A 23,529-nucleotide genomic window follows, 5' to 3' on the forward strand; every position below is an offset into this window, starting at 1 on the left:
TTTAATTGTCCCGTCAGAGCACGAAGCGTGTCACCAGCCCGTTGAGGTCGACAGCGAGGCGCGACAGTTCCTGACTGGCGGCAGACGTCTGGGTGGCGCCAGCGGCAGTCTGCGTCGACAGGTCGCGGATGGTCACCAGGTTTTCATCGACTTCCCGGGCCACCAGTGCCTGTTGCTCGGCGGCACTGGCGATCACCAGATTGCGCTGGTTGATCTGCGAGATCGACGCGGTGATTTTCTCCAGAGCCTGGCCAGCGCTGTTGGCCCGGCGCAGGGTGTGGCTGGCTTGCTCGGCGCTGCTTTGCAACGCGCCGACAGTGGCACCGGTGCCTTGCTGGATGCTGCTGATCATCAGCTCGATTTCTTCGGTGGAGTTTTGCGTGCGCTGGGCCAGCGAGCGGACCTCGTCGGCAACCACTGCAAACCCACGTCCGGCCTCGCCGGCTCGCGCCGCTTCAATGGCGGCGTTAAGCGCCAGCAGGTTGGTCTGCCCGGCGATGCCGCGAATCACTTCCAGCACCTTGCTGATGTCCTGGGCCTGGGTCGCAAGGCCCTCGGCCTGTTCGGAGGCACCTAGCACGGCACTGACCAGTTCCTGAATCGAACTGATGGTCTCACTGACCTGCACATGCCCGTGCCTGCTGTCCTCGTTCGACGCTTGGGACGCCTCGGCGCTGGATACCGCATTGGCGGCCACTTCATCCACCGCCGTGCTCATCTCGGTGACCGCGGTGGCGGCCTGTTCGATCTGATCGTTCTGCTGTTGCAGGCCGCGGGTGCTCTGTTCCATCACCGAACTCATTTCTTCGGCGGCGGAGGCCAATTGTTGGGCCGACTCACTGATGCCGCGAATGGTCGAGCGCAGATTGCCCTGCATCTCGGCCAGCGCTGTAAGCAGTTGCGCCGCTTCATCCCGGCCCTCGCTGTCGATGCGGCCGCTGAGATCACCGGAGGCAATCCGTCGTGCCACGTTCAGCGCCTGATTGATCGGCGCTGTGATGCTGCGGGTCAGCCGCCAGGCCAGCAGCAACGTGGCAATCAAAGCGATGACGATAGTCGTGGCGACGATCCATAGCGCCTGCTGGTACATCGCCGCCGCGGATTTGGCCGCGGCATCCGCGCCTTGTTGATTGAGAGCGATCATTTGCTCCAGGGTCTTGTCGAGCACGCTGCCCTGGGGGGCCAGTTCATTGGTCAGGCGCATGTAGGCCTGGTCATTTTGACCGGCGTCGATCTGTTTGAGGATCTGGTCGAGGATCGCCAGGTACTTGGCCGTATCTGCACCCAGGCCTTCCAGCATTGCCCGTTCCTGATCGTTGGCAATCAAGGCCTTGTGATCGTCGAGGCGCTTGAGCAGCTCCTGTCGCTGCGCCGTGAGAATACCTTTGCTTCGCTCGCGCACGGCAGCCTGGGTGCTGGTGATCAGGCGCAGGGATTCAAGGCGGATGCTGGCGATGTTCGCCGCTGTGTCATGAATGCTTTCGATGCTGGGCATCCATGATTCTTCGATCACGGCTGCGCTTTCGCGAAGGCCTTTCATCTGGCTCAGACCGAACAGGCCAACCACCACCAGCAGACTGGCCAGAACGGCAAAACACAAACTGGCGCGCAAACCGATGCGCAGATTCCGGATAGACATCAATATGCTCCTTGGGCTTTGGGGGAGAGAGGTCGTCCTCGTGGGCCGAGGATCTTGTTGTGAGGCGGGGTAATGGCGGGCTGTATATCAAAGTGCCATCATCTTGGTAAGGGCAGACACCCGCCAACGTCGCAGACAATGGAAAGGAATGGACAAGTCTGGAAAAGCCGCGGGCTAGAGATGTCGTTGCTGGATTGGATCCGAAACCCAGTGAAATCGCGGGCTGGCGCGTTATCACGAAAAGAGCGCGGATGCCGCTTTGCTGACCGAACGGTCGATTAAAAAAACTTTGATAAAAACTGTGTCGTTGTACAACCCGGTCGCGGATTTGGCAGAAATTACGCTTCTCCTGTCCCCGGTTCCGTGGCTAAGCTCAGGCCTTCGAGCACAGATTCTCCAATTCCCGCAGAGGTCTCATCTATGCCGCAGCAATGGCCAGCCACCGACATCGCCCGCATGATCCTCGATGGCTTTGACGATTACCGCGAGCATTTTCGGCGGATCACCGATGGCGCCCGTGAGCGCTTCGAGCAGGCGCGCTGGCAGGAGACGCAAACCGCGTCGGCGGCGCGGATCAACCTCTACGAAGACAAGGTCGGCGAAACCGTCGCGCGCCTGCGCGAGTATTTCGAGGCGGACACGCTGATGGATGTCAGCTGCTGGCCGCTGGTGAAAAGCGCCTACATCAGCATCATCGACCTGCGCTTCGACGATGAGCTCTCCGAGACCTGGTACAACTCGATCTTCTGCGGACTGTTCAGCCACGACCTGATCAGCGATGGCTGCATGTTCATCCATACCACCCGGCCGAGCCTGCGCCGTGCCCGGGCCGCACAGACCCGCACCTACAAACCCCATGGGCAGTTGTCGGGCATGCTCGCGAGCATCTTTGCCGATTACCGTTTCAGCGAGGATTACGCCGATCTGCCCCGGGATCTGCAGCGTCTGGAAGCGCAACTGCGCGAGAACCTGCCGGACTGGGTGTGCAAGGACCCGGAGTTGAGCGTCGAACTGTTTTCCTCGGTGCTGTACCGCAACAAGGGCGCCTATCTGGTCGGACGCATCTACACCAACGACGATCAGTGGCCGCTGGTGATTCCGCTGCTGCACCGCGAGGGGCGGGGGATTCAGATCGACGCGCTGATCACTGACGAAGCCGATGTGTCGATCATCTTCTCGTTCACCCGTTCGTATTTCATGGTGGATGTGCCGGTGCCGGCGGAGTTCATCGGCTTTCTCAAGCGCATCCTGCCGGGCAAGCACATCGCCGAGCTGTACACCTCGATCGGCTTCTACAAGCACGGTAAATCCGAGTTTTACCGCGCCCTGATCAATCACCTGGCCAACACCGACGATCAGTTCATCATGGCCCCGGGCGTGCGCGGCATGGTCATGAGCGTGTTCACGCTGCCGGGTTTCAACACGGTGTTCAAGATCATCAAGGACCGCTTCTCGCCATCGAAAAACGTCGATCGCGCCACGGTGATCGAGAAGTACCGACTGGTGAAAAGCGTCGACCGTGTCGGGCGCATGGCCGATACCCAGGAGTTCGCTGATTTCCGCTTTCCGTTGAGCAAGTTCGATCCGGCGTGCCTGGCCGAGTTGCTGGAAGTCGCGCCGTCCACAGTGTCGCTGGAAGGCGAAACCGTGCTGATCCGCCACTGTTGGACCGAACGCCGGATGACCCCGCTCAACCTCTATCTGGAAAACGCCAACGAAGCCCAGGTGCGCGAGGCGCTGGAGGATTACGGGCTGGCGATCAAGCAACTGGCGGCGGCCAACATTTTCCCCGGCGACATGCTGCTGAAGAACTTTGGCGTCACCCGTCATGGCCGGGTGGTGTTCTACGACTACGACGAGATTTGCTTCCTCACCGAAGCCAACTTCCGCCACATCCCGCCACCCCGCACGCCGGAGGACGAAATGGCTTCCGAGCCGTGGTATTCGATTGGACCGCTGGACGTGTTCCCCGAGGAGTTTCCGCCGTTTCTGTTTGCCGATGCCAAGCAGCGCAAGTTGTTCGATCAGTTGCATGGTGAGCTGTACAACGCCGATTACTGGAAGGGGTTGCAGGAGGCGATTCGGGCGGGGAAAGTCATCGACGTCTTTCCGTATCGGCGAAAGGGCCTCGATAACGAGTGACTTTCTGGAATTGCTGCGCAATTCATCGCGAGCAGGCTCGCTCCCACATTTGATCGCGCTGTGCACCGGTTTTATGGTCGCTGGTAATCCAGGGTGGGAGCGAGCCTGCTCGCGATCGGCCGCGCAGCGGTCGTAAAATCTGCGACAATCGCGTCCTTGCGCCACTAGACGACCGAATTGCGTACCCGATGACCGACGAATCGCCCTCCATCGACAAACTGCTGAAAAACCTCGATCACGCCATGCTCGCCGACCGCCACCGGCTGCGGCGGCAGTTGCTTGAACTGCGCAAGAAACCCGACGAGGCCAAGCTGGCCCAGTGGGTGGCGCGCATGCAGGCGTCCTGCGATCAGGTGCTGGCGCGCAAGGCCAGCCTGCCGGTGATCCGTTACGACGACAGCCTGCCGATTGCGGCCAAGCGCGACGAAATCAAGAAGGCCCTGGAAAAGCATCAGGTGTTGATCATCGCCGGCGAAACCGGCTCGGGTAAAACCACCCAGTTGCCGAAAATCTGTCTGGAGATCGGTCGCGGCCAGCATGGTCTGATAGGCCATACCCAACCCCGTCGAATCGCAGCACGCAGCGTGGCCAGTCGGGTTGCCGAAGAACTCGGCACGCCGCTGGGCGCACTGGTCGGCTATCAGGTTCGATTCGAGGATCAGAGCGATTCCAATACGCTGATCAAACTGATGACCGACGGCATCCTGCTGGCGGAAACCCAGAACGACCGCTACCTCGAACGCTACGACACGATCATTGTCGACGAAGCCCACGAACGCAGCCTCAACATCGACTTCCTGCTCGGTTACCTGAAAACCCTGCTGCCGCGTCGTCCGGACCTGAAGGTCATCATCACTTCGGCGACCATCGATCTGGAGCGCTTCTCCAAACATTTCGACGATGCGCCGATTGTCGAAGTGTCCGGCCGCACCTTCCCGGTGGACACCTGGTATCGCCCGCTGACGCTTGAGCAGGACGAAGAGGGCAACCGCGTCGAAGACGACCTGACCGTGGATCAGGCGATCCTCGCCACCCTCGACGAAATCGCCGCGTACGAGCGCAGCGAACGCCGCAGCCCCGGCGATGTGCTGGTGTTCCTGCCCGGCGAGCGTGAGATCCGCGACGCCGCCGACATGCTGCGCAAGGCCCAGCTCAAACACACCGAAATCCTGCCGTTGTACGCGCGCCTGTCGCCGGCCGAGCAGCAGCGGATTTTCCAGTCCCATCCGGGGCGTCGTGTGGTGCTGGCGACCAACGTCGCCGAAACCTCGCTGACCGTGCCGGGCATCCGTTACGTGATCGACAGCGGCACCGCGCGCATCAGCCGCTACAGTTACCGCGCCAAGGTCCAGCGACTGCCGATCGAAGCGATTTCCCAGGCCAGCGCCAACCAGCGTAAAGGTCGCTGCGGCCGGGTCGAGCCGGGTATCTGCGTGCGCTTGTACAGCGAAGAGGATTTCCTCGGTCGCCCGGAATTTACCGACCCGGAAATTCTGCGTACCAACCTTGCGGCGGTTATTTTGCAGATGCTCCATCTGCGCCTCGGCGAGATCACGGATTTTCCGTTCATCGAGCCGCCGGACGGCAAGGCGATCAGCGACGGTTTCAACCTGCTGCAAGAACTCTCGGCGGTGGATCGCAACAGTCAGCTGACCCCGCTCGGCCGCCAGTTGGCGCGCCTGCCGGTGGACCCGCGTATGGGCCGCATGTTGCTTGAAGCGGCAAAGCTCGGCAGCCTGCAGGAGGTGCTGATCGTGGCCAGCGCCATGTCGATTCAGGACCCTCGCGAGCGTCCGCCGGAACGCCAGCAAGCCGCCGATCAGGCCCACGCTCAGTGGAAAGACGTCGATTCGGACTTCGCCGGGCTAGTCAATCTGTGGCGCGGTTTTGAGGAGCAGCGCCAGGCACTGACCGCCAGCCCGCTGCGCAACTGGTGCCGCAAGAATTTCCTCAACTACCTGCGCCTGCGCGAGTGGCGTGATTCCCATCGCCAGTTGAGCCTGATCTGCCGCGATTTACAGTTGAGCGTCAATAAAGAGCCGGCGGATTACCCGAAACTGCACAAAGCGGTATTGGTCGGCCTGCTCAGCCAGATCGGGCAGAAAACCGAGGACGGCGACTATCTTGGCGCCCGTCAGCGGCGGTTCTGGATTCACCCTTCGTCGGGCATTGGCAAGAAGCGTCCGCAATGGGTGATGACCGCCGAACTGGTGGAAACCACCAAGCTCTACGCACGGATGGTGGCGAAGATCGACGCCGACTGGATCGAACCGCTGGCCGGGCATCTGATCAAGAAAAACCACTTCGAACCGCACTGGGAGAAGAAGCGCGGCCAGGTCGTTGCGTTCGAACAGATCACCCTGTTCGGCCTGATCGTGGTCGGCCGTCGACCGGTGCATTACGGCCCGGTGGATCCGGTGGTCTCGCGGGAGCTGTTCATCCGCGAAGGCCTGGTGCGGGGCGAGATCCAGTCCCGGGCCAAGTGCCTGACCGCCAACAAGCAATTGCTGGAACAACTCGACGAACTGGAAGCCAAGGCTCGCCGCCGGGACATTCTGGCGGACGAAGAAACGCTGTTCGCGTTCTACGATGCTCGACTGCCGGCGGAGATCCATCAGACCGCGACGTTCGACAGCTGGTATCGGGTCAACAGCCAGAAAGACCCGCAACTGCTGATCATGCGCGAGGAAGACGTGCTGGCTCGCGAGGCCAGCGAAGTCACCGCCCAGCATTACCCGGACACGCTGCACATCGGCGATCTGGAGCTGGCCCTGAGTTACCACTTCGAACCGAATCACCCGCGCGACGGCGTGACCTTGCGTGTGCCGGCGCCGCTGTTGCCGATGCTGCCGCCGGAGCGTCTGGAGTGGCTGGTGCCGGGGCTGATCGAGGCCAAGTGCATTGCGCTGGTGCGCAACCTGCCAAAAGCCTTGCGCAAGAACTTCGTGCCGGTGCCGGACTTCATCAAGGCCGCGCTGCAACGCATGACCTTTGCCGAAGGTTCGTTGCCGCAAGCGTTGGGTCGTGAGCTGCTGCGCATGACCGGTGCGCGGGTCAGCGACGAAGCCTGGGCCGAAGCGGCGCAACAGGTCGAAAGCCATCTGCGGATGAACCTGGAAATCGTCGACGGCCAGGGCAAGTTCCTTGGCGAAGGACGGGATCTGGCGGAGCTGACCGCACGTTTCGCCGAAGCCAGCCAGGCCGCATTGGCCGTGCCGCAGAGTGCGAAAAGTCAGCAACCGGTGGAGGCCAAGGTCTTCGCTCCGGTGGCGCAAAAGACTCAGCAGAAGATCGCCGGACTGTCGATGACGGTCTATCCGGCGCTGGTGGAAGAGGGCGGCACCGTCAAGGAAGGTCGCTTCTCGACGCCGGCCGAGGCCGAGTTCCAGCATCGCCGCGCCTTGCAGCGCCTGTTGATGCAGCAACTGGCCGAACCGGCCAAGTTCCTGCGCGGCAAGTTGCCGGGCCTGACCGAACTGGGTTTGCTGTACCGTGAGCTGGGTCGGGTCGATGCGCTGGTGGAAGACATTCTGCTGGCCAGCCTCGACAGCTGCATTCTCGACGGCGAAGACCCGTTACCTCGCGACGGCGCAGGCCTGGCGGCACTGGCCGAGCGCAAGCGTGGCAGCTGGACCGAGCACGCCGAGCGGGTGGCACGTTTGACCCTGGAAATTCTCAAGCTCTGGCACGGTCTGCAAAAGCGCTTCAAGGGCAAGATCGATCTGGCTCAGGCGGTGGCGTTGAACGACATCAAGCAGCAGCTCGGCCATCTGGTGTATCCGGGCTTCGTCCGGGAAACGCCGATGCTCTGGCTCAAGGAATTACCGCGTTATCTGAAGGCGGTCGAGCAGCGTTTCGAGAAGTTGGGCGCGCAGGTGCAGAAGGATCGGGTCTGGAGCGGCGAACTCGCCGGGCTCTGGACGCAATACCAGACCCGCGCCGCCAAGCATGCGCAGGAAGGCAAACGCGATCCGCAGCTCGAGTTGTATCGCTGGTGGCTGGAGGAGTACCGGGTTTCGCTGTTCGCTCAGCAGTTGGGGACGAAAGTGCCGATCTCCGACAAGCGTCTGAACAAACAGTGGACGCAGGTCGAGGCCTGACCTCCGATCCTGCAAAAGGCGCCAAAAGCCAAGGTTTATGGCAAACTTCGCGCCTATAAACGCCGGCCCCGCGGTTTTGAGCCTTCTCTACTGCGGGCGAGGTCGGAATAAAGCGATGCCAGGTTTTTGCGTCCCTTGATACGGGAATGGACCCTTTGCGTGTTGGCACGTCGGTGCCAGCACTTTCTGCCTGAACAGATTAGAGAAACGACCATGCATAACGTCGTCATCAGCGGCACCGGCCTGTACACCCCGGCCAACAGCATTTCCAACGAAGAGCTGGTGCAGTCTTTCAATACCTACGTCGCCCAGTTCAACGCGGACAATGCTGACGCCATCGCCAGCGGCGAGATTCAGGCTCTGACCGAATCCAGCGCCGCGTTCATCGAAAAAGCCTCGGGCATCAAGAGCCGCTTTGTCATGGACAAGGACGGCATCCTCGATCCGCAGCGCATGGCGCCACGCTTGCCGGAACGTTCCAACGACGAATGGTCGGTGCTCTGCCAGATGGCCATCGGTGCTGCCGAGCAAGCCTTGCAGCGCGCCGGCAAGACCGCCGCCGACATCGACGGTGTGATCGTCGCCTGCTCCAACCTGCAGCGCGCCTATCCGGCCATCGCCATCGAAGTCCAGGAAGCACTGGGCATCCAGGGTTTCGGTTTCGACATGAACGTTGCCTGCTCGTCGGCGACCTTCGGCATCCAGCAGGCGGCCAACACCGTGCAACTGGGCCAGGCCCGGGCGATCCTGATGGTCAACCCGGAAGTCTGCACCGGTCACCTGAATTTCCGTGACCGCGACAGCCACTTCATCTTCGGAGACGCCGCAACCGCCGTCGTCATCGAGCGTGCCGATACGGCGACATCGAAACACCAGTTCGAGGTGGTCAGCACCAAACTGCTGACCAAATTCTCCAACAACATCCGCAACAACTTCGGCTTCCTCAACCGTGCAGCGGAAGAGGGCATCGGTGCCCGCGACAAGCTGTTCGTGCAGGAAGGCCGCAAGGTATTCAAGGATGTCTGCCCGATGGTGGCCGAACTGATCGGCGAGCATCTGCAAGAGAACAAGCTCAACGTCGGTGACGTGAAGCGCTTCTGGCTGCACCAGGCCAACCTGAGCATGAATCACCTGATCGTGCGCAAGTTGCTGGGCCGCGAAGCGACTGAAGAAGAAGCCCCGGTGATTCTCGACACCTACGCCAATACCAGCTCCGCCGGTTCCGTGATCGCATTTCACAAGTATCAGGACGATCTGGCGGCTGGTTCGCTGGCGGTGCTGAGTTCGTTCGGCGCCGGCTACTCGATTGGTAGTGTGATTCTGCGCAAGCGTTGAAATTAAGGTTAATTTCCTCTTAATCGCGTTGATCTTTCCTACAGCCGGATCAACTGCAACGCTGTAATTTTCGAGGGTGACGGCAGGGTGGTGCGTTGAGCGCCATCCTGCCGTTATCATTTTCGAAGTCAGGACAAGGGGATTGAGGGATGGCGGCTGACGACACCCAACTGCTGGCACGTTTGCTGGCTGGTGAGCAGAAGGCTTTCAAGGAACTGGTCACGACCTATCAAAGCGCCATGCGCGCGGTAGCCTATGCGATTGTCGGCCAGCGCCACGTCGAGGAAGTGGTGCAGGACGCCTGGCTGTCGGTGGTGCGCCATATCGGCAGCTTCGAGGGGCGCTCCAGTCTCAAGACCTGGCTGCTGACCATCACCGCCAACTCGGCCAAGGGTCGTTACAAGCAGAACCGCCGCGAAGTGCTGATGGATGATCTGCCGTCGCCCCACGGCACCATCGACGACGACCGTTTTTCCACCGGCGACGGCCATTGGCTGATCGCCCCGTTCGCCTGGCATCAGGACACCCCCGAAGCGCTGCTCACCGAGGGTGAGTTGCGCGAATGTCTGGAGCACACGCTGCTGAGCCTGTCGGAACTGCAAAGCAGTGTGCTGGTGTTGCGCGAGCGCCAGGGCCTTGAACTGGAAGACATCTGTAATCTTCTGGAAATCTCGCTCTCCAATGTCCGTGTGCTGCTGCATCGGGCACGTTTGAAGGTCTTCGCGACCGTGGAACATTTTGAGGAGACAGGCGAATGTTGACCTGCAAGGAGCAAGTGGCACGTTCCAGCGATTATCTCGATGGCCAGTTGAGCTTTCGCGAGAAGTTGTTGGTGCGTCATCACCTGATGTTCTGCCCCAATTGCCGGCGTTTCATTCGTCAGATGCGTCTGATGCAGGCGACATTGCGGGTGATGCCGGAGAAACCGGATGAGGGTGTGGATGCGTTGGCCGAGCGTTTGGCGGCACAGCGGCGAAAAGACAGTCCCTGAGGCAAAAAACAGCCCGGCGTGACAGCGGCGAACGGATGATGGGGGTCGCTGCTGCACCGGGCTGTAGGAGAAAAGCAGCTTCAAGCGACAAGTGAGGCATTCACTCGCGGCTTGAAACCTGGCATTGCTGTTTTAGAACTTGGCTTCGGCATCCAGTTGCAGCGTGTTGATGTCGGAGTCGGTCTTCTTGAGGCTGGCGTTGGTGTAGTCCGAGTTAGCCATGAAATACGTGGCGCCCAGGGTGAAGTTCTTGTCCAGCTCGTAGCTCACTTTCAGCTTGCTGCCGCGCGAACCGGTGTAGCCGTTGGCGAAGTCGGAGTCGGTGAAGGCACCCACCACCGCGTTACGCTGTACGTCGCGATAGTTGTAGTCGACGCCAAAGCCGTAAACCTTGGTCTTCACGCCGGCCAGCCAGCCAGTGTCCTGGTCGTTGCTGGCGTCTTTGTTGTTCACGTACTGACCGTAGATCGACAACGGAACCGGCAGGTTGGCGATGTCCAGTTGACCGAAGCCTTCATACAGTTTGAAGGTTTCGTTCGGGCTGTTGCCGTTGACGGCCAGGGCGCATGGCGCGGTCACGGTGCCGCTGGTAGGGCAGGCGCTGTTCTTGTCGTTGTCGTAGGAATAGATGCTGCCGCCCAGGGTCAGTTTCAGGCTGTCGGTCAGTGCGAAACGACCGCCCAACTGGCCAGCGTACAGACGCAGGTCGTGCTTGAACTGCACGCCTTCGCCGTCGACGTTGTCCTTGAGGGTGTAGTGACCGGCGCTACCGAACAGCTCGGTGCTGCCGCTCAGTGGGTACTTGTAGGTAACGGCCAGGCCTTCCGGGTTGATGTCGCTGTCCCAGATGATGTCGCCCATGCTCACCCATGGCTGGTTCATTTTACCGGCGATCAGGTGCAGGTTCTTGACCGCGTCAGGGTGGTAGTCGACGTAGCCCAGGTCGAGCCAGATCTGCTTCTTGTCGAAGTAGTTGTTCAGGTCCTGGTTGGTGGAGCGGGCGTCGTCGCTGCTGCCGGTGGCGATACGGATACCGGTATCAACCTGCGGGTTGATTTCGGTGTAGGCACCCAGACGGGCACGAATGCGCTGACGGTCCTGGTCCTTGGCGTTCGGTACGCCGTCGTTCTTCACGGTTTCCTGGCGGAAACGTACGTCGCCCTTGAACTGGGTCTTGGCAGCCCAGGCGAGTTTCTGGTCGAAGCTGCTCAGCTCGTTGGTTTTCTTCGCGGTTGCCGCGATTTGCTCGTTGGTCTCTTGCTGCGCCTGCTGCGCGATTTGCTGGGCCTTCTGATCCTGGGCCAGTTCGGTTTGCAGTTCTACGTACTGCGCCTGGGTGATGGAACCGTTAGCCTTGAGCATGTCGAGCAGTTTGGCGTCGACTGCGGCACTGGCCGGAACACTCATGGCCAGCAACAGGCCACCGCACAGGGCCGCCGCAGTTTTCGTGGAAGCAAGACGCATAGCATTCTCCGAAGATGAGAGGGATGGCTGAACCATCCTGGGCACAACCGACAATTTGAAGGTCGGAAAACTGTGTCCGGGTAGAACCCGGCGCTCTAAAAACAGGCGCCAGTATCGCGATGGTTTATGACAGAGCAGTGGCACAGTGATGGCAGGTTGATGACGATACAAAACCTCCGTGAACTATTGATCCAGAGCGCTGTCGCGCAATCGGACGTGGGCAAGACGGGGGCGATCAGCGATACTCGCGAGGCTTTCAGGGCCAAAAGTGGAGAGGAAAATGCCGTTGCAGCGCCTGCAAAAACTGTCGGAAATCGAACCGGCGTTCTGGGATGCACTGGTGCCGGAAAACCAACCGTTTCTGCGTCATGCCTTCCTCGGTGCACTGGAGGACAGCGGCAGCGTCGGCCCGCACACCGGCTGGCAGCCGGAACATTTGCTGCATGTGGAAAATGGTCGTCTGATCGCGGCGCTGCCCGCGTATCGAAAGTGGCATTCCTACGGCGAATACGTCTTCGATCACGGTTGGGCCGACGCCTGCGCCCGCGCCGGCATCGATTACTACCCCAAGTTTTTGAGTGCGGTGCCGTTCAGCCCGGTCACCGGGCCACGCCTGTTGGCGGCGAACGTCGAGGATGGGTTTGAACTGCTCAAGAGCCTGCCGGGTTATCTGGAAATCGAAGAACTCTCCGGCGCCCACATCAACTTCACCGATGCCTTTACTGATGCCGCCATGGCCGAGCAGCCGGGCTGGCTGCAACGCATCGGCTGTCAGTACCACTGGCAGAATCGCGGCTATCGCGACTTTCAGGACTTTCTCGACGTGCTCAGTTCGCGCAAGCGCAAACAGATGCGCAAAGAGCGCGAGCAAGTGGCGGGGCAGGGGTTCGAATTCGAATGGCTTGAGGGCAGAGAGCTGGACGAGGCGCAGTGGGATTTTGTCTACGCCTGTTACGCCAACACCTACGCGGTACGCCGGCAGGCGCCGTACCTGACCCGGGAGTTCTTCAGCCTGCTGGCAGAGCGCATGCCGGAATCGATCCGCGTCGTGCTGGCCAGGCAGGGTTCAAGGCCTGTGGCGATGGCATTCAGCCTGGTGGGCGGCGACAGTTTTTACGGGCGCTACTGGGGATGCCTGGCCGAGTACGACCGGCTGCATTTCGAAACCTGTTTCTACCAGGGCATGGACTACGCGATTGCCCAGGGTTTTCAGCGTTTCGACGCCGGCGCCCAGGGCGAACACAAACTGATTCGCGGGTTTGAACCGGTGATCACTCACTCCTGGCATTACCTTCGCCATCCCGGTTTGAAAGCCGCGGTCAAAGACTTCCTGCACCAGGAGCGCGCCGGTGTACTGGCCTATGCCGAAGAGGCGAGGAGCGCCTTGCCGTATCGGCAAGCCTGATCCTCGCCACTGCCCTCAACTGTCGTCCTTGCCCAGCCAGCGATAGACCACACCGCCCACCACCGCGCCCAGCAGCGGCGCGACCCAGAACATCCACAGTTGCGCGATCGCCCAGCCGCCGACCATCAGCGCCGGGCCCGTGCTGCGGGCCGGGTTGACCGAGGTGTTGGTCACGGGAATCGAGATCAGGTGGATCAATGTCAGGGCCAGACCGATGGCGATCGGTGCCAGTCCCGCCGGGGCGCGTTTGTCAGTGGCGCCGAGGATGATGACCACGAACATGGCGGTCATGACCAGTTCGGTGACGAACCCCGATGCCATGGAGTATTTGCCCGGCGAGTGTTCGCCATAACCGTTGGAGGCCAGGCCTGCGGCGATGTCAAAACCCTCCTTGCCGCTGGCAATGTGATACAGCAGCGCCGCTGCCAGAATCCCGCCGATCACCTGGGCGATGATGTAGGCGGGCAGTTCTTTGGCCGGGAACCGGCCGCCGACGACCAGACCAACCGACACGGCCGGGTTGAGGTGACAGCCGCTGATATGGCCGATGGCAAACGCCATGGTCAGCACCGTCAGACCAAATGCCAGGGCGACCCCCAGCACGCCGATACCCAAGGGTGAGGACGCAGCGATCACCGCGCTGCCACACCCGCCTAACACTAACCAGAACGTACCCAACAACTCCGTGGCCGAACGTTTTAACAGAGACATGAGAGTGTCCTTGATAGACGCGCTATCGAGACTGTATCGAATTGTGCTTCCTTGCAATTACGACAGGTTCATCTCCAGAACCTTCGCTGAGTACAGCAGGGAATGCGGGGATTTCCAGCAGGCATGAAAAAACCGCCAGAGCCCGTGGTGGAAGGGCTGTGGCGGTTTTTTGTTGGTCGCAGGATCAATCGATGCCGACAAACCCTCCGGTCTGGTGCGCCCATAGCCGTGCGTACAATCCACCGTGGGCCAGCAGTTCGGCATGGTTGCCGGTTTCGGCGATCCTGCCGTTCTCCAGCACCACCAGCCGATCCATGCGGGCAATGGTCGAGAGGCGGTGGGCGATGGCAATTACGGTCTTGCCCTGCATCAGGGTTTCCAGGCTTTCCTGGATCGCCGCTTCGACTTCCGAGTCCAGTGCCGAGGTCGCTTCGTCCATGATCAGGATCGGCGCGTCCTTGAGCAGCACCCGGGCAATCGCGATCCGCTGGCGCTGGCCGCCGGACAGCTTGACGCCGCGCTCACCGACATGGGCATCGAATCCGGTGCGTCCTTCGGCATCCGACAGCAGGGGAATGAACTCGTCGGCGCGGGCCTTGTGCACCGCTTCCCAGAGTTCGGCGTCGGTGGCGTCAGGCTTGCCGTACAGCAAGTTGTCGCGGATCGAACGGTGCAGCAACGACGTGTCCTGAGTGATCATGCCGATCCGCGCACGCAGGCTCTCCTGGCCGACTTCAGCGATATTCTGGCCATCGATCAGGATCCGCCCGCCCTCGACGTCGTACAGACGCAACAGCAGGTTGACCAGGGTCGACTTGCCGGCGCCGGACGGGCCGATCAGACCGATTTTCTCGCCGGGCTTGATGGTCAGGTTGAGGTCGCCGATGATGCCTTTCTTCTTGCCGTAGTGAAAATCCACGTGCTCGAAACGCACTTCGCCACGGGCCACGGCCAGCGGTTTGGCCTGTTCGTGATCGGTGACGCTGACCGGTTGCGAGATGGTCTGCAGACCGTCCTGGACCATGCCGATGTTTTCGAAGATCCCGGTGACCACCCACATGATCCAGCCGGACATGTTGACGATGCGGATCACCAGGCCGGTGGCCAGGGCGATGGCGCCGACGGTGATCAGCGACTGTGACCACAGCCACAGCGCCAGCGCGGTGGTGCCGACGATCAGCAGGCCGTTCATGGTGGTGATCGCCACGTCCATGCTGGTGACCACCCGGCCGGCCATCTGGGCCTTTTCGGTCTGTTCCTGCATCGCTTCGCGGGCGTAATGCTGTTCGAAATTGGTGTGGGCGAACAGCTTCAGGGTGGCGATGTTGGTGTAGCCATCGACGATCCTGCCCATCAGTTTCGAACGCGCGTCAGACGCTGCGACGGAGCGGTCCTTGACCCGTGGCACGAAGTAGTAGAGCGCGCCGATGTAGGCGGCGATCCAGGTCAGCAGGGGGACCATCAGGCGCCAGTCGGCTTCGGCGAACAGCACCAGCGAACTGACCGCGTAGATCAGCACGTGCCACAACGCATCCACTGCCTGCACGGCGGAGTCGCGCAGCGAGTTGCCGGTCTGCATGATGCGCTGGGCGATGCGCCCGGCGAAATCGTTCTGGAAGAAGTTCAGGCTCTGCTTGAGCACGTAGCTGTGGTTCTGCCAGCGAATCATGCTGGTCATGCCCGGGCTCAGCGTCTGGTGCACCAGCAGGTCGTGCAGGCCGAAGAAGATCGGACGCAGCACCAGCGCAACCACTACCATCCAGGTCAGTTCCAGGGCGTGGTCGCTGAAGAAGTTCGGGTTGGGGGTGCCTTGGGCCAGGTCGATGATGCGGCTCAGGTAACTGAACAGCGCCACTTCGATCAGGGCGGCGAACAGGCCGACCACCAGCAGGGCGGCGAAACTCGGCCAGACCTGCTTCAGGTAATAGGTATAGAAGGGCAGAACACGGTTCGGCGGAGCCGCCGTAGGAGCGTCACGGAATATGTCGATCAGTTGTTCGAAACGGCGATAGAGCATCAGATAACCGCCCGGAGCACGGGCTCTCCTTTTATCAGTGTGAGCGGCGCGATGGGTGATCGGCGCCGCTCGATATGCCCTGTAAAGCTTAGTCGATGCGCTTGGCCGACTTGATGATCACAGGGTCGACAGGCACGTTTTGCATGCCCTGTTTGGTGGTGGTCTGGGAGTTGACGATGATGTCGACCACGTCCATGCCCTTGACCACTTTGGCGAACACCGCGTAACCGGCGTCGCGGCCCGGATCGAGGAAGGCGTTGTCGGCCACGTTGATGAAGAACTGGCTGGTGGCCGAATCCGGGTTGGAAGTACGGGCCATCGACAGGGTGCCACGAACGTTGTGCAGACCGTTGCTGGCTTCGTTCTTGATCGGTGCCTTGGTTTCTTTCTGTTGCATCTGCTGGGTGAAGCCGCCGCCCTGAGCCATGAAGCCCGGGATCACGCGGTGGAAAATGGTGTTGGTGTAGAAACCGCTGTCGACGTACTCAAGGAAGTTCTTGGTACTGATCGGCGCCTTGACCGGGTCCAGTTCGATTTCGATCTGGCCGTTGGTGGTGTCCAGCAGCACGTGCGGCGCTTTTGCCGGCGTGGCAGCCATCAGGTTGGCGGCGAACAGCACGGTGCCGGCGGCGAGGGCGAGTTTTTTCAGCATGGGTCAGTGATCCTGAGGGTGATTATCGGCTGTGGCGAGGAACTCCAGCAGCGTTTGATTGAAGCGTTCGGGCTGATCGAGCGGGGTGGCATGGCGAGAATCGGCGATCACCACCAGTCGCGCATCGGGCAGCAGTCTGACATAGGTTTCTTTCAGCGAAACGGGGGTGTAGTCCCGGTCGGCGCTGATGACGAGGGTTGGACAGGTGACCCGGCAAAGGCGTTCCTGAACCCCCCAGCCAACAATCGCATCGAAGCTGGCGAGATAAGCACGTTTGTCGTTTTTTGCCCAGCGTTCGGCCATCTTCTGTCGCAAATCCGCCTGTTCCGGTTTGGGGAACAGCTTGGCACCCAACGCCTTGCCAATGGTCGCCAGGCTGAGCAGGCGCATCAGGCTCCAGCGCTTGAACCACTGCCAGTAATCGTCTCGGCTGCGCACCTTGACCTCGGGCGCGCTGTTGACGATGGTCAGGCTCTTGAGCATCTGTGGCTGATCGACGGCGAACTGGAAGCCGATCATGCCGCCCATGGACAGCCCGACGTAATGCACCGGGCCGAGCTTCAGGTGCTCGATCAGGGCGAGCATGTCAGCGCTGAACCCGGCGATGCTGTAGCGTTCGCGGGGCTTGTCGGAGCGGCCGTGACCGCGCACATCCGGGACGATCACCCGGTAATGCGCGGCGAGTGCCGGAATCTGCATTTCCCAGTCCAGGGTGCTGGAACCGAGCCCGTGAACCAGCAGCAACGGATCGCCGTGGCCATATTCCTCGTAGTGCAGGTTGCAACCTTCATGCTCGAAATACGCCATGGGTGAACTCCGTGTCAGGCTTGTTCAGGGGCGGCGAACGGTGCGTCCAGCGGCAGGGTGTCGAAAGTGCGCAGCAGTTCGATAAGGATTTGCGTGGCTGGACCCAAGGGTTTGTCCTTGTTCGAATACAGATAGAAACTGGAGTTGCGATTGCCGCCCCTGTCCAACGGTAGCAGCTTGAGTGAGCCGTCTTTCAGCTCCCGCTCGATCATGTGTCGGGGCAGCCAGGCGAATCCCAGGCCACTGCTGACAAACGTCGCCGCCGTGGCGAGACTGCCGACGGTCCAGCGTTGTTCGGCGCCGAGCCAGCCAACGTCCCGGGGTTGCTGGCGGCCGGAGTCGCGGATCACCACTTGCATCTGGGTTTCCAAGTCCTGGAAATTCAGCTCGCGGTTCAGCCGGTGCAGGGCGTGTTCGGGGTGGGCAACGGCGACGAACTCCACGTCGCTCAATTCCGCGCCGAGGTAACCGGGAATGCTCAGTCCGGTGATGGCCAGATCGGCCACACCTTCGAGCAGCACTTCTTCGACGCCTGACAGCACTTCCTCACGCAGACGCACGCGGCAGCCGCGGCTTTGGGGCATGAACGCGGTCAGCGCGCGAACGAGGCGGGCAGTCGGGTAGGCGGCATCGACCACCAGCCGCACCTCGGCCTCCCAGCCTTGCTCCATATGATGGGCGAGGTCTTCCAGTTGGCTGGCCTGTTTCACCAGTTGCCGAGAGCGTCGCAGCAACACGCCGCCGGCCTCGGTCAGCACCGCCTTGCGGCCGTCGATGCGCAGCAACGGCACACCGAGTTGATCCTGCATGCGGGCGACGGTGTAGCTCACCGACGATTGCGAACGGTGCAAGGCTTCGGCGGCCTGGGCGAATCCGCCATGGTCGACCACCGCCTGCAACGTTCGCCATTGATCAAGGGTCACGCGGGGCGCTTTCATCGATAGCTCCTCTTGTCCTAAGCTGGCTGTCCCTCATGGAGACTGCCGAATGAAAAAATTCTGTTGTGTGGTGCTGGCGCTGCTGCCGCTGACCGCGTTTGCGTATCCGATCGATGTGCAGAAGAATCTCAATGGCCTGAAGATCGACTACGAGTCTTATGACACCGATAAAGACATCGGCTCCATCCGGGTCGCCAACTACGGCGAGGTCGACGCGGTCTGCAAAGTCGTGTTCAGCAATGGCCCGGAAGCGCCGCGAACCCGCAATATTGAAGTGCCGGCCGGCAAACACACCAATGCCACCGCCAAGTTCTCCCGCGAGATCATCAAGCTGCGCGTCGAGCTGAGCTGCAAACCGAAATAACCGGCCCCAATCCTGTGGGAGCAGGCTCGCTCCCACAGGGCACAGGTTGCATATAAACGAATATTTCGATGGTTTGCAGCAATTATTTGCGCTTTTTGATCGATATGACTCTGTTTAACCTTCACTCCATCGACTTACAACATTCTCGGATGGAGGCTACACAACATGTCCCGCGTTCTGATCATCGAAAGCAGCGCCCGCCAGCAAGACTCGGTTTCCCGTCAACTGACCCAGACCTTCATCAGTCAGTGGAAAGCAGCGCATCCGGACGATCAGATCACCGTTCGTGACCTCGCCGTGAACCCGGTGCCACACCTGGACATCAACCTGCTGGGCGGCTGGATGAAATCCGCCGAGCAGCGCAACGACAGCGAGCAGTCCTCGCTGGACCGTTCCAACGAATTGACCGATGAATTGCTCGCCGCCGACGTGCTGGTGATGGCTGCGCCGATGTACAACTTCGCCATCCCGAGCACCCTGAAAGCCTGGCTCGACCATGTACTGCGTGCCGGTGTGACCTTCAAGTACACCGAAACCGGCCCGCAAGGCCTGCTCAGCGGCAAGCGTGCCTACGTGCTGACCGCCCGCGGCGGCATCTACGCCGGTGGCCCGGCGGATCATCAGGAACCGTACCTGCGTCAGGTGATGGGTTTCATCGGCATCCACGACGTGACCTTCATCCACGCCGAAGGCATGAACCTGGGCGGCGACTTCCAGGAGAAAGGCCTCAACCAGGCCAACGCCAAACTGTCCCAGGTCGCTTGATATGTTAATCGCCAGATAATCGCCGATTGTTCTAGTGACCTGGCGCAACCCCTTCAAGGCTCTACGCGCATCGAACCTCCCTTTGCACTTGTTGCTCCTGAGTGCTGCAGCCCGATTGAACGCTTTAGCGAGATCGGGCTTTTTTTTGCCCGGGATTTAGCGATGGCCGGCAAAAAACGCTATCGTCGCCGCCATTCGAAATCGAGGCGAGCATGGGCTATCTACTTTTTGTCACGCTGATCCAGGCGTTTTCCTTCAGTCTGATCGGCGAATACCTGGCCGGTCATGTCGACAGCTACTTCGCGGTGCTGGTGCGTGTGGTGCTGGCCGGGCTGGTGTTCATTCCGCTCACCCGCTGGCGTTCGGTGGAACCGGCGTTCATGCGCGGCATGCTGCTGATTGGCGCGTTGCAGTTCGGCGTGACCTACGTTTGCCTGTACTTGAGCTTCCGGGTACTGACGGTGCCGGAAGTGTTGCTGTTCACCATCCTCACGCCGTTGCACGTGACGTTGATCGAAGATGCACTGAACCGCCGCTTCAACCCGTGGGCGCTGATCGCCGCACTGGTGGCGGTCGCAGGCGCGGCGGTGATCCGCTACGACCGGATCAACCCGGACTTCTTCATGGGCTTTTTGCTGCTGCAACTGGCAAACTTCACCTACGCCGCCGGGCAGGTGCTGTACAAGCATCTGGTGGCAAAACACCCGAGCGATCTGCCGCACTACCGACGTTTCGGTTTCTTCTACCTCGGCGCACTGGCGGTGGCGTTGCCGGCGTTCCTGCTGTTCGGCAAATCCAACTTCCTGCCCGAAGCGCCGCTGCAATGGGGCGTGCTGGTGTTCCTCGGTCTGGTCTCGACCGCGCTCGGTTTGTACTGGTGGAACAAGGGCGCCTGCCTGGTCAACGGCGGCACCCTGGCGGTGATGAACAACCTGCACGTGCCGGTGGGGTTGCTGCTGAACCTGCTGATCTGGAATCAGCACGAAGAACTGGGGCGGTTGTTCCTCGGAGGCAGCGTGATTCTGGCGGCGGTGTGGATCAGCCGGTTGGGGATTCGCCAGTCGGCGCCAATTGCTCCACCAGAAACTCGATAAACGCCCGGGTCTTCTGCGGCACCCGTCGCGCTGAGGAATACACGGCATTGATGGTGATCGCCGGGGCCTGCCATTCGCACAGTACCGGCACCAGTCGTCCCGCTGCCAATGACTCTTCGACGATGAAGTCTGGCAGCAGCGCAATGCCCATGCCGGCCTCGGCCGCTTGCGCCAGCAGGTCGCCGTTGTTGGCGTGCAGCGGCCCGGTCACGTTGACCCGCTGCGTCTCCTTGCCGTTGCACAGTTGCAGGCTGACGCCGCTCTGCAGATAGCCGTAGTTCAAGCATTGATGCGAGCGAAGATCCTGCGGGGTCTGCGGCGCGCCTGCGCGTTCGAGGTAAGCGGGGGAGGCGACCATGATCCGCGGCGCCGGCGCCAGTTGCCGGGCGATCATGGTTGAGTCGGGCAGGCTGGCGATACGGATGGTCACGTCGAACCCACCGCGCACCGGATCGACCTGCTGGTCGCTGAGCACCAGTTGCAGCTCGATGTTCGGGTGCTGCTCGTGGAACAGCGGAATCAGCTTGCCCAGTCGCCGCAGGCCGAACGACATCGGCGCGTTGACCCGCAACACCCCGCGCAATTCACCCACCCCATCCCGCGCCCGCTGTTCGGCCTCGTCCAGTGCCGCAATCACTTCTCGCGCCGCTTCGAAATATTCGGCACCGGCCTCGGTCAGGTGCAGGCTGCGGGTGGTGCGTTGCAGCAGTTGCACACCGATGGCTTCTTCCAGCGCCTGAATCTGTTTGCTGACTTTCGAGCGGGGCACGTCCATGGCCCGGGCGGCGGCCGCGAAGCCGTTCTCGCCGACCGTCACCACGAAGGCGCGCATGCATTCGATGCGATCCATGATTGTCCCTATTTTAGAATCAATGATTCTCGATTTTAGGTAATTGTCCCTTTATCGGCTAGCCCCTAAAGTGACATCCAAGCCGAGACAACAACGCCGCAGACGGCCAGCCACTCGACTCACCCATTACCCGATCGAAACTCTGAATCGACATCAAAAGGAACGCGCCATGTCTATCCGTGAACTGCTGAACCCTACCAATTCCGCCCTGATCCTGATCGACCACCAGCCACAAATGGCTTTCGGCGTACAGTCGATCGACCGTCAGACCCTGAAGAACAACACCGTCGGCCTGGCCAAGGCAGCGAAGATCTTCAACGTGCCGACCATCTACACCTCGGTCGAAACCGAAAGCTTCAGCGGCTACATCTGGCCGGAACTGCTGGCGGTGCACCCGGAGCAGAAACCGATCGAGCGCACCTCGATGAACTCCTGGGAAGACAAGGCGCTGGTTGACGCGGTGAAGGCCACCGGTCGCAAGAAACTGATCATCGCCGCACTGTGGACCGAGGTCTGCCTGACCTTCCCGGCCCTGGAAGCCCTGGCCGAAGGCTACGAGGTGTACATCGTCACCGACGCGTCCGGCGGCACCACCAAGGAAGCTCACGACATGTCGGTACAGCGGATGATTCAGGCCGGCGCAGTACCGGTGACCTGGCAGCAAGTGCTGCTCGAGTACCAGCGTGACTGGGCGCACAAAGACACTTATCAGGCGGTGATGGACCTGGTGCTGGAACACAGCGGCGCTTACGGCATGGGCGTCGATTACGCCTACACCATGGTGCACAAGGCGCCGCAACGGCAGGCCTGATAGGTCGGCAGGACAAAAAAAGACGCAACCCGGGTTGCGTCTTTTTTTTGCGCTGAAGAAAGCGCTACATCAGATGTTTTTCGGCTTCTGGAATATGGCTCGCGCCAAGGACTGCCGGCAACAACCCCGACCGCAAATCCCCGCCACTCGGCTGCTGATACAGGCTCAACCCGAACTCCGGCAACACCGCTAGCAGGTAATCGAAAATATCCCCCTGGATCCGCTCGTAATCGGCCCACACCGTGGTGGTGGTAAAGCAGTAGATTTCCAGCGGAATGCCCTGGGCCGTGGTCTGCATCTGGCGGACCATGCAGGTCATGTTCGGCTGGATCTCCGGGTGACTCTTCAGATAGGCCAGCGCATAAGCGCGGAAGGTGCCGATGTTGGTCATGCGCCGACGGTTGGCCGACATCGCCGCGACGTTGCCCTGCGCTTCGTTCCAGGCCTTGAGCTCGGCTTTCTTGCGGGCCATGTACGCGGTCAGCAGGTGCACCTGGGAGAGTTTTTCTTCTTCATCGTCGCGGATGAAACGCACACCGCTGGCGTCGATGAACAGACTGCGCTTGATCCGCCGCCCGCCGGACTGCTGCATGCCGCGCCAGTTTCTGAATGATTCGGACATCAGGCGCCAGGTCGGGATCGAGACGATGGTCTTGTCGAAGTTCTGCACCTTGACCGTGTGCAGGGTGATGTCGACCACATCGCCATCGGCGCCGACCTGCGGCATTTCGATCCAGTCGCCGACCCGCAGCATGTCGTTGCTGGTCAGTTGCACGCTGGCGACGAACGACAGCAAGGTGTCCTTGTAGACCAACAGGATCACCGCCGACATCGCACCCAGACCCGACAGCAGCAACAGTGGTGAACGGTCGATCAGGGTGGCGACGATGATGATCGCGCCGAACACGTACAAGACCATTTTCGCCAGTTGCACATAGCCCTTGATCGAGCGGGTGCGGGCGTGTTCGGTGCGGGCGTAGATGTCCAGCAGTGCATTGAGCAGGGCGCTGACCGACAACAGCAGGAACAGAATGGTGAACGCCAGCGCCACGTTGCCGAGGAACACCATGGCGGTCTTGCTCAGTTCCGGCACCAGGTGCAGGCCGAACTGGATCACCAGCGACGGTGTCATCTGCGCCAGACGCTGAAACACCTTGTTATGGCGAAAGTCGTTGAGCCAGTGCAGCGCCGGTTGGCGCCCGAGCATTCGGCTGGCATGCAGGATCAGGTAGCGTGCCACTCGTCCGAGGACCAGCGCGATCACCAGCAGCAGGAGCAGAGCCAGGCCGGCGTGCAGGAGCGGGTGCTGATCAAGGGCACCCCAGAGGTCTTGGGCGTTGAGCCAGAGCTGTTTGAAATCCATGAGTGAGACGATTCTTCTGTTGGACGCGACGGGCGATTAGAGCATTTAAGACGCTGTGTATTACCGTTGGAGACAAATCGA

19 protein-coding genes are annotated in these 23,529 nt (G+C 60.9%); 10 read left to right on the forward strand and 9 right to left on the reverse strand.

What is annotated here, in order from left to right; translation table 11 throughout:
* Positions 1–13: 13 nt before the first annotated feature.
* Positions 14–1,639, reverse strand: coding sequence for a methyl-accepting chemotaxis protein (locus tag ACSPX5_RS02185; RefSeq protein WP_169429297.1), 1,626 nt, complete (start codon positions 1,637–1,639; stop codon positions 14–16).
* Between the two features lie 420 nt (positions 1,640–2,059).
* Here ACSPX5_RS02185 and aceK point away from each other — a divergent pair, with 420 nt between their 5' ends.
* The 5 genes from aceK to ACSPX5_RS02210 all read left to right on the forward strand — a co-directional run bounded on the left by aceK (position 2,060) and on the right by ACSPX5_RS02210 (position 10,207).
* On the forward strand, positions 2,060–3,781 hold the full coding sequence (aceK, locus tag ACSPX5_RS02190; RefSeq protein WP_169429298.1) for a bifunctional isocitrate dehydrogenase kinase/phosphatase: 1,722 nt from the start codon (positions 2,060–2,062) through the stop codon (positions 3,779–3,781).
* Positions 3,782–3,969: 188 nt separating this feature from the next.
* Positions 3,970–7,881 (forward strand): ATP-dependent RNA helicase HrpA, encoded by a 3,912-nt coding sequence (gene hrpA, locus ACSPX5_RS02195; protein ID WP_439820875.1) that lies wholly within the window; start codon positions 3,970–3,972, stop codon positions 7,879–7,881.
* A 213-nt stretch (positions 7,882–8,094) separates the two neighbouring features.
* Complete coding sequence (locus ACSPX5_RS02200; RefSeq protein WP_439820876.1) at positions 8,095–9,216, forward strand: beta-ketoacyl-ACP synthase III; 1,122 nt, start codon at positions 8,095–8,097, stop codon at positions 9,214–9,216.
* A gap of 149 nt (positions 9,217–9,365) precedes the next feature.
* Positions 9,366–9,977, forward strand: a complete 612-nt coding sequence (locus ACSPX5_RS02205) for an RNA polymerase sigma factor (RefSeq protein WP_169429301.1) — start codon at positions 9,366–9,368, stop codon at positions 9,975–9,977.
* On the forward strand, positions 9,971–10,207 hold the full coding sequence (locus tag ACSPX5_RS02210; protein WP_169429302.1) for an anti-sigma factor family protein: 237 nt from the start codon (positions 9,971–9,973) through the stop codon (positions 10,205–10,207). Before ACSPX5_RS02205 ends, ACSPX5_RS02210 begins: the two co-directional genes overlap by 7 nt.
* A gap of 132 nt (positions 10,208–10,339) precedes the next feature.
* On the opposite strand, the gene ACSPX5_RS02215 is transcribed toward ACSPX5_RS02210, so the two are convergent.
* Entirely contained in the window at positions 10,340–11,671 is a 1,332-nt protein-coding gene (locus tag ACSPX5_RS02215; protein ID WP_169429303.1) for a putative porin, read from the reverse strand.
* 280 nt (positions 11,672–11,951) lie between these two features.
* Here ACSPX5_RS02215 and ACSPX5_RS02220 point away from each other — a divergent pair, with 280 nt between their 5' ends.
* The gene (locus tag ACSPX5_RS02220; RefSeq protein ID WP_169429304.1) at positions 11,952–13,076 is read left to right on the forward strand and encodes a GNAT family N-acetyltransferase; all 1,125 of its coding nucleotides are present in this window, start codon (positions 11,952–11,954) and stop codon (positions 13,074–13,076) included.
* 15 nt (positions 13,077–13,091) lie between these two features.
* Here ACSPX5_RS02220 and aqpZ read toward each other — a convergent pair whose 3' ends face one another.
* The 5 genes from aqpZ to ACSPX5_RS02245 form a co-directional block, all read right to left on the reverse strand.
* On the reverse strand, positions 13,092–13,787 hold the full coding sequence (gene aqpZ / locus ACSPX5_RS02225) for an aquaporin Z (RefSeq protein WP_169429305.1): 696 nt from the start codon (positions 13,785–13,787) through the stop codon (positions 13,092–13,094).
* A gap of 184 nt (positions 13,788–13,971) precedes the next feature.
* A complete protein-coding gene (locus tag ACSPX5_RS02230; RefSeq protein WP_169429306.1) occupies positions 13,972–15,804 on the reverse strand; it encodes an ABC transporter ATP-binding protein in 1,833 nt (610 codons plus the stop codon).
* A gap of 88 nt (positions 15,805–15,892) precedes the next feature.
* Positions 15,893–16,456, reverse strand: coding sequence for a peptidylprolyl isomerase A (locus ACSPX5_RS02235; protein WP_007956541.1), 564 nt, complete (start codon positions 16,454–16,456; stop codon positions 15,893–15,895).
* 3 nt (positions 16,457–16,459) lie between these two features.
* Positions 16,460–17,263 (reverse strand): alpha/beta fold hydrolase, encoded by an 804-nt coding sequence (locus ACSPX5_RS02240; protein ID WP_323161618.1) that lies wholly within the window; start codon positions 17,261–17,263, stop codon positions 16,460–16,462.
* Between the two features lie 14 nt (positions 17,264–17,277).
* Positions 17,278–18,201, reverse strand: a complete 924-nt coding sequence (locus ACSPX5_RS02245) for a LysR family transcriptional regulator (RefSeq protein ID WP_169429308.1) — start codon at positions 18,199–18,201, stop codon at positions 17,278–17,280.
* 49 nt (positions 18,202–18,250) lie between these two features.
* Here ACSPX5_RS02245 and ACSPX5_RS02250 point away from each other — a divergent pair, with 49 nt between their 5' ends.
* The 3 genes from ACSPX5_RS02250 (at position 18,251) to ACSPX5_RS02260 (ending at position 20,424) form a co-directional block, all read left to right on the forward strand.
* On the forward strand, positions 18,251–18,565 hold the full coding sequence (locus tag ACSPX5_RS02250) for a 3-phosphoglycerate kinase (protein WP_169429309.1): 315 nt from the start codon (positions 18,251–18,253) through the stop codon (positions 18,563–18,565).
* Between the two features lie 165 nt (positions 18,566–18,730).
* On the forward strand, positions 18,731–19,330 hold the full coding sequence (locus tag ACSPX5_RS02255) for an FMN-dependent NADH-azoreductase (protein ID WP_169429310.1): 600 nt from the start codon (positions 18,731–18,733) through the stop codon (positions 19,328–19,330).
* Positions 19,331–19,542: 212 nt separating this feature from the next.
* A complete protein-coding gene (locus ACSPX5_RS02260) occupies positions 19,543–20,424 on the forward strand; it encodes a carboxylate/amino acid/amine transporter (RefSeq protein WP_102685997.1) in 882 nt (293 codons plus the stop codon).
* Here the strand turns inward: ACSPX5_RS02260 and ACSPX5_RS02265 are convergent.
* Positions 20,369–21,274 carry a LysR family transcriptional regulator gene (locus ACSPX5_RS02265; protein WP_323161619.1) on the reverse strand — a complete coding sequence of 302 codons (906 nt, stop codon included), beginning with the start codon at positions 21,272–21,274 and terminating at the stop codon, positions 20,369–20,371. The genes ACSPX5_RS02260 and ACSPX5_RS02265 overlap by 56 nt on opposite strands.
* Positions 21,275–21,443: 169 nt before the next feature.
* Here ACSPX5_RS02265 and ACSPX5_RS02270 point away from each other — a divergent pair, with 169 nt between their 5' ends.
* Positions 21,444–22,085: a hydrolase gene (locus tag ACSPX5_RS02270; protein WP_007956548.1), complete on the forward strand. Its 642-nt coding sequence runs from the start codon at positions 21,444–21,446 to the stop codon at positions 22,083–22,085.
* Positions 22,086–22,149: 64 nt separating this feature from the next.
* Here ACSPX5_RS02270 and ACSPX5_RS02275 read toward each other — a convergent pair whose 3' ends face one another.
* A complete protein-coding gene (locus ACSPX5_RS02275; RefSeq protein WP_323161620.1) occupies positions 22,150–23,448 on the reverse strand; it encodes a mechanosensitive ion channel family protein in 1,299 nt (432 codons plus the stop codon).
* Positions 23,449–23,529 lie beyond the last annotated feature (81 nt).

Source organism: Pseudomonas sp. HLG18 (genome assembly GCF_051903985.1).
In the GTDB taxonomy this organism is placed as follows: Bacteria; Pseudomonadota; Gammaproteobacteria; order Pseudomonadales; family Pseudomonadaceae; genus Aquipseudomonas; species Aquipseudomonas fluorescens_BT.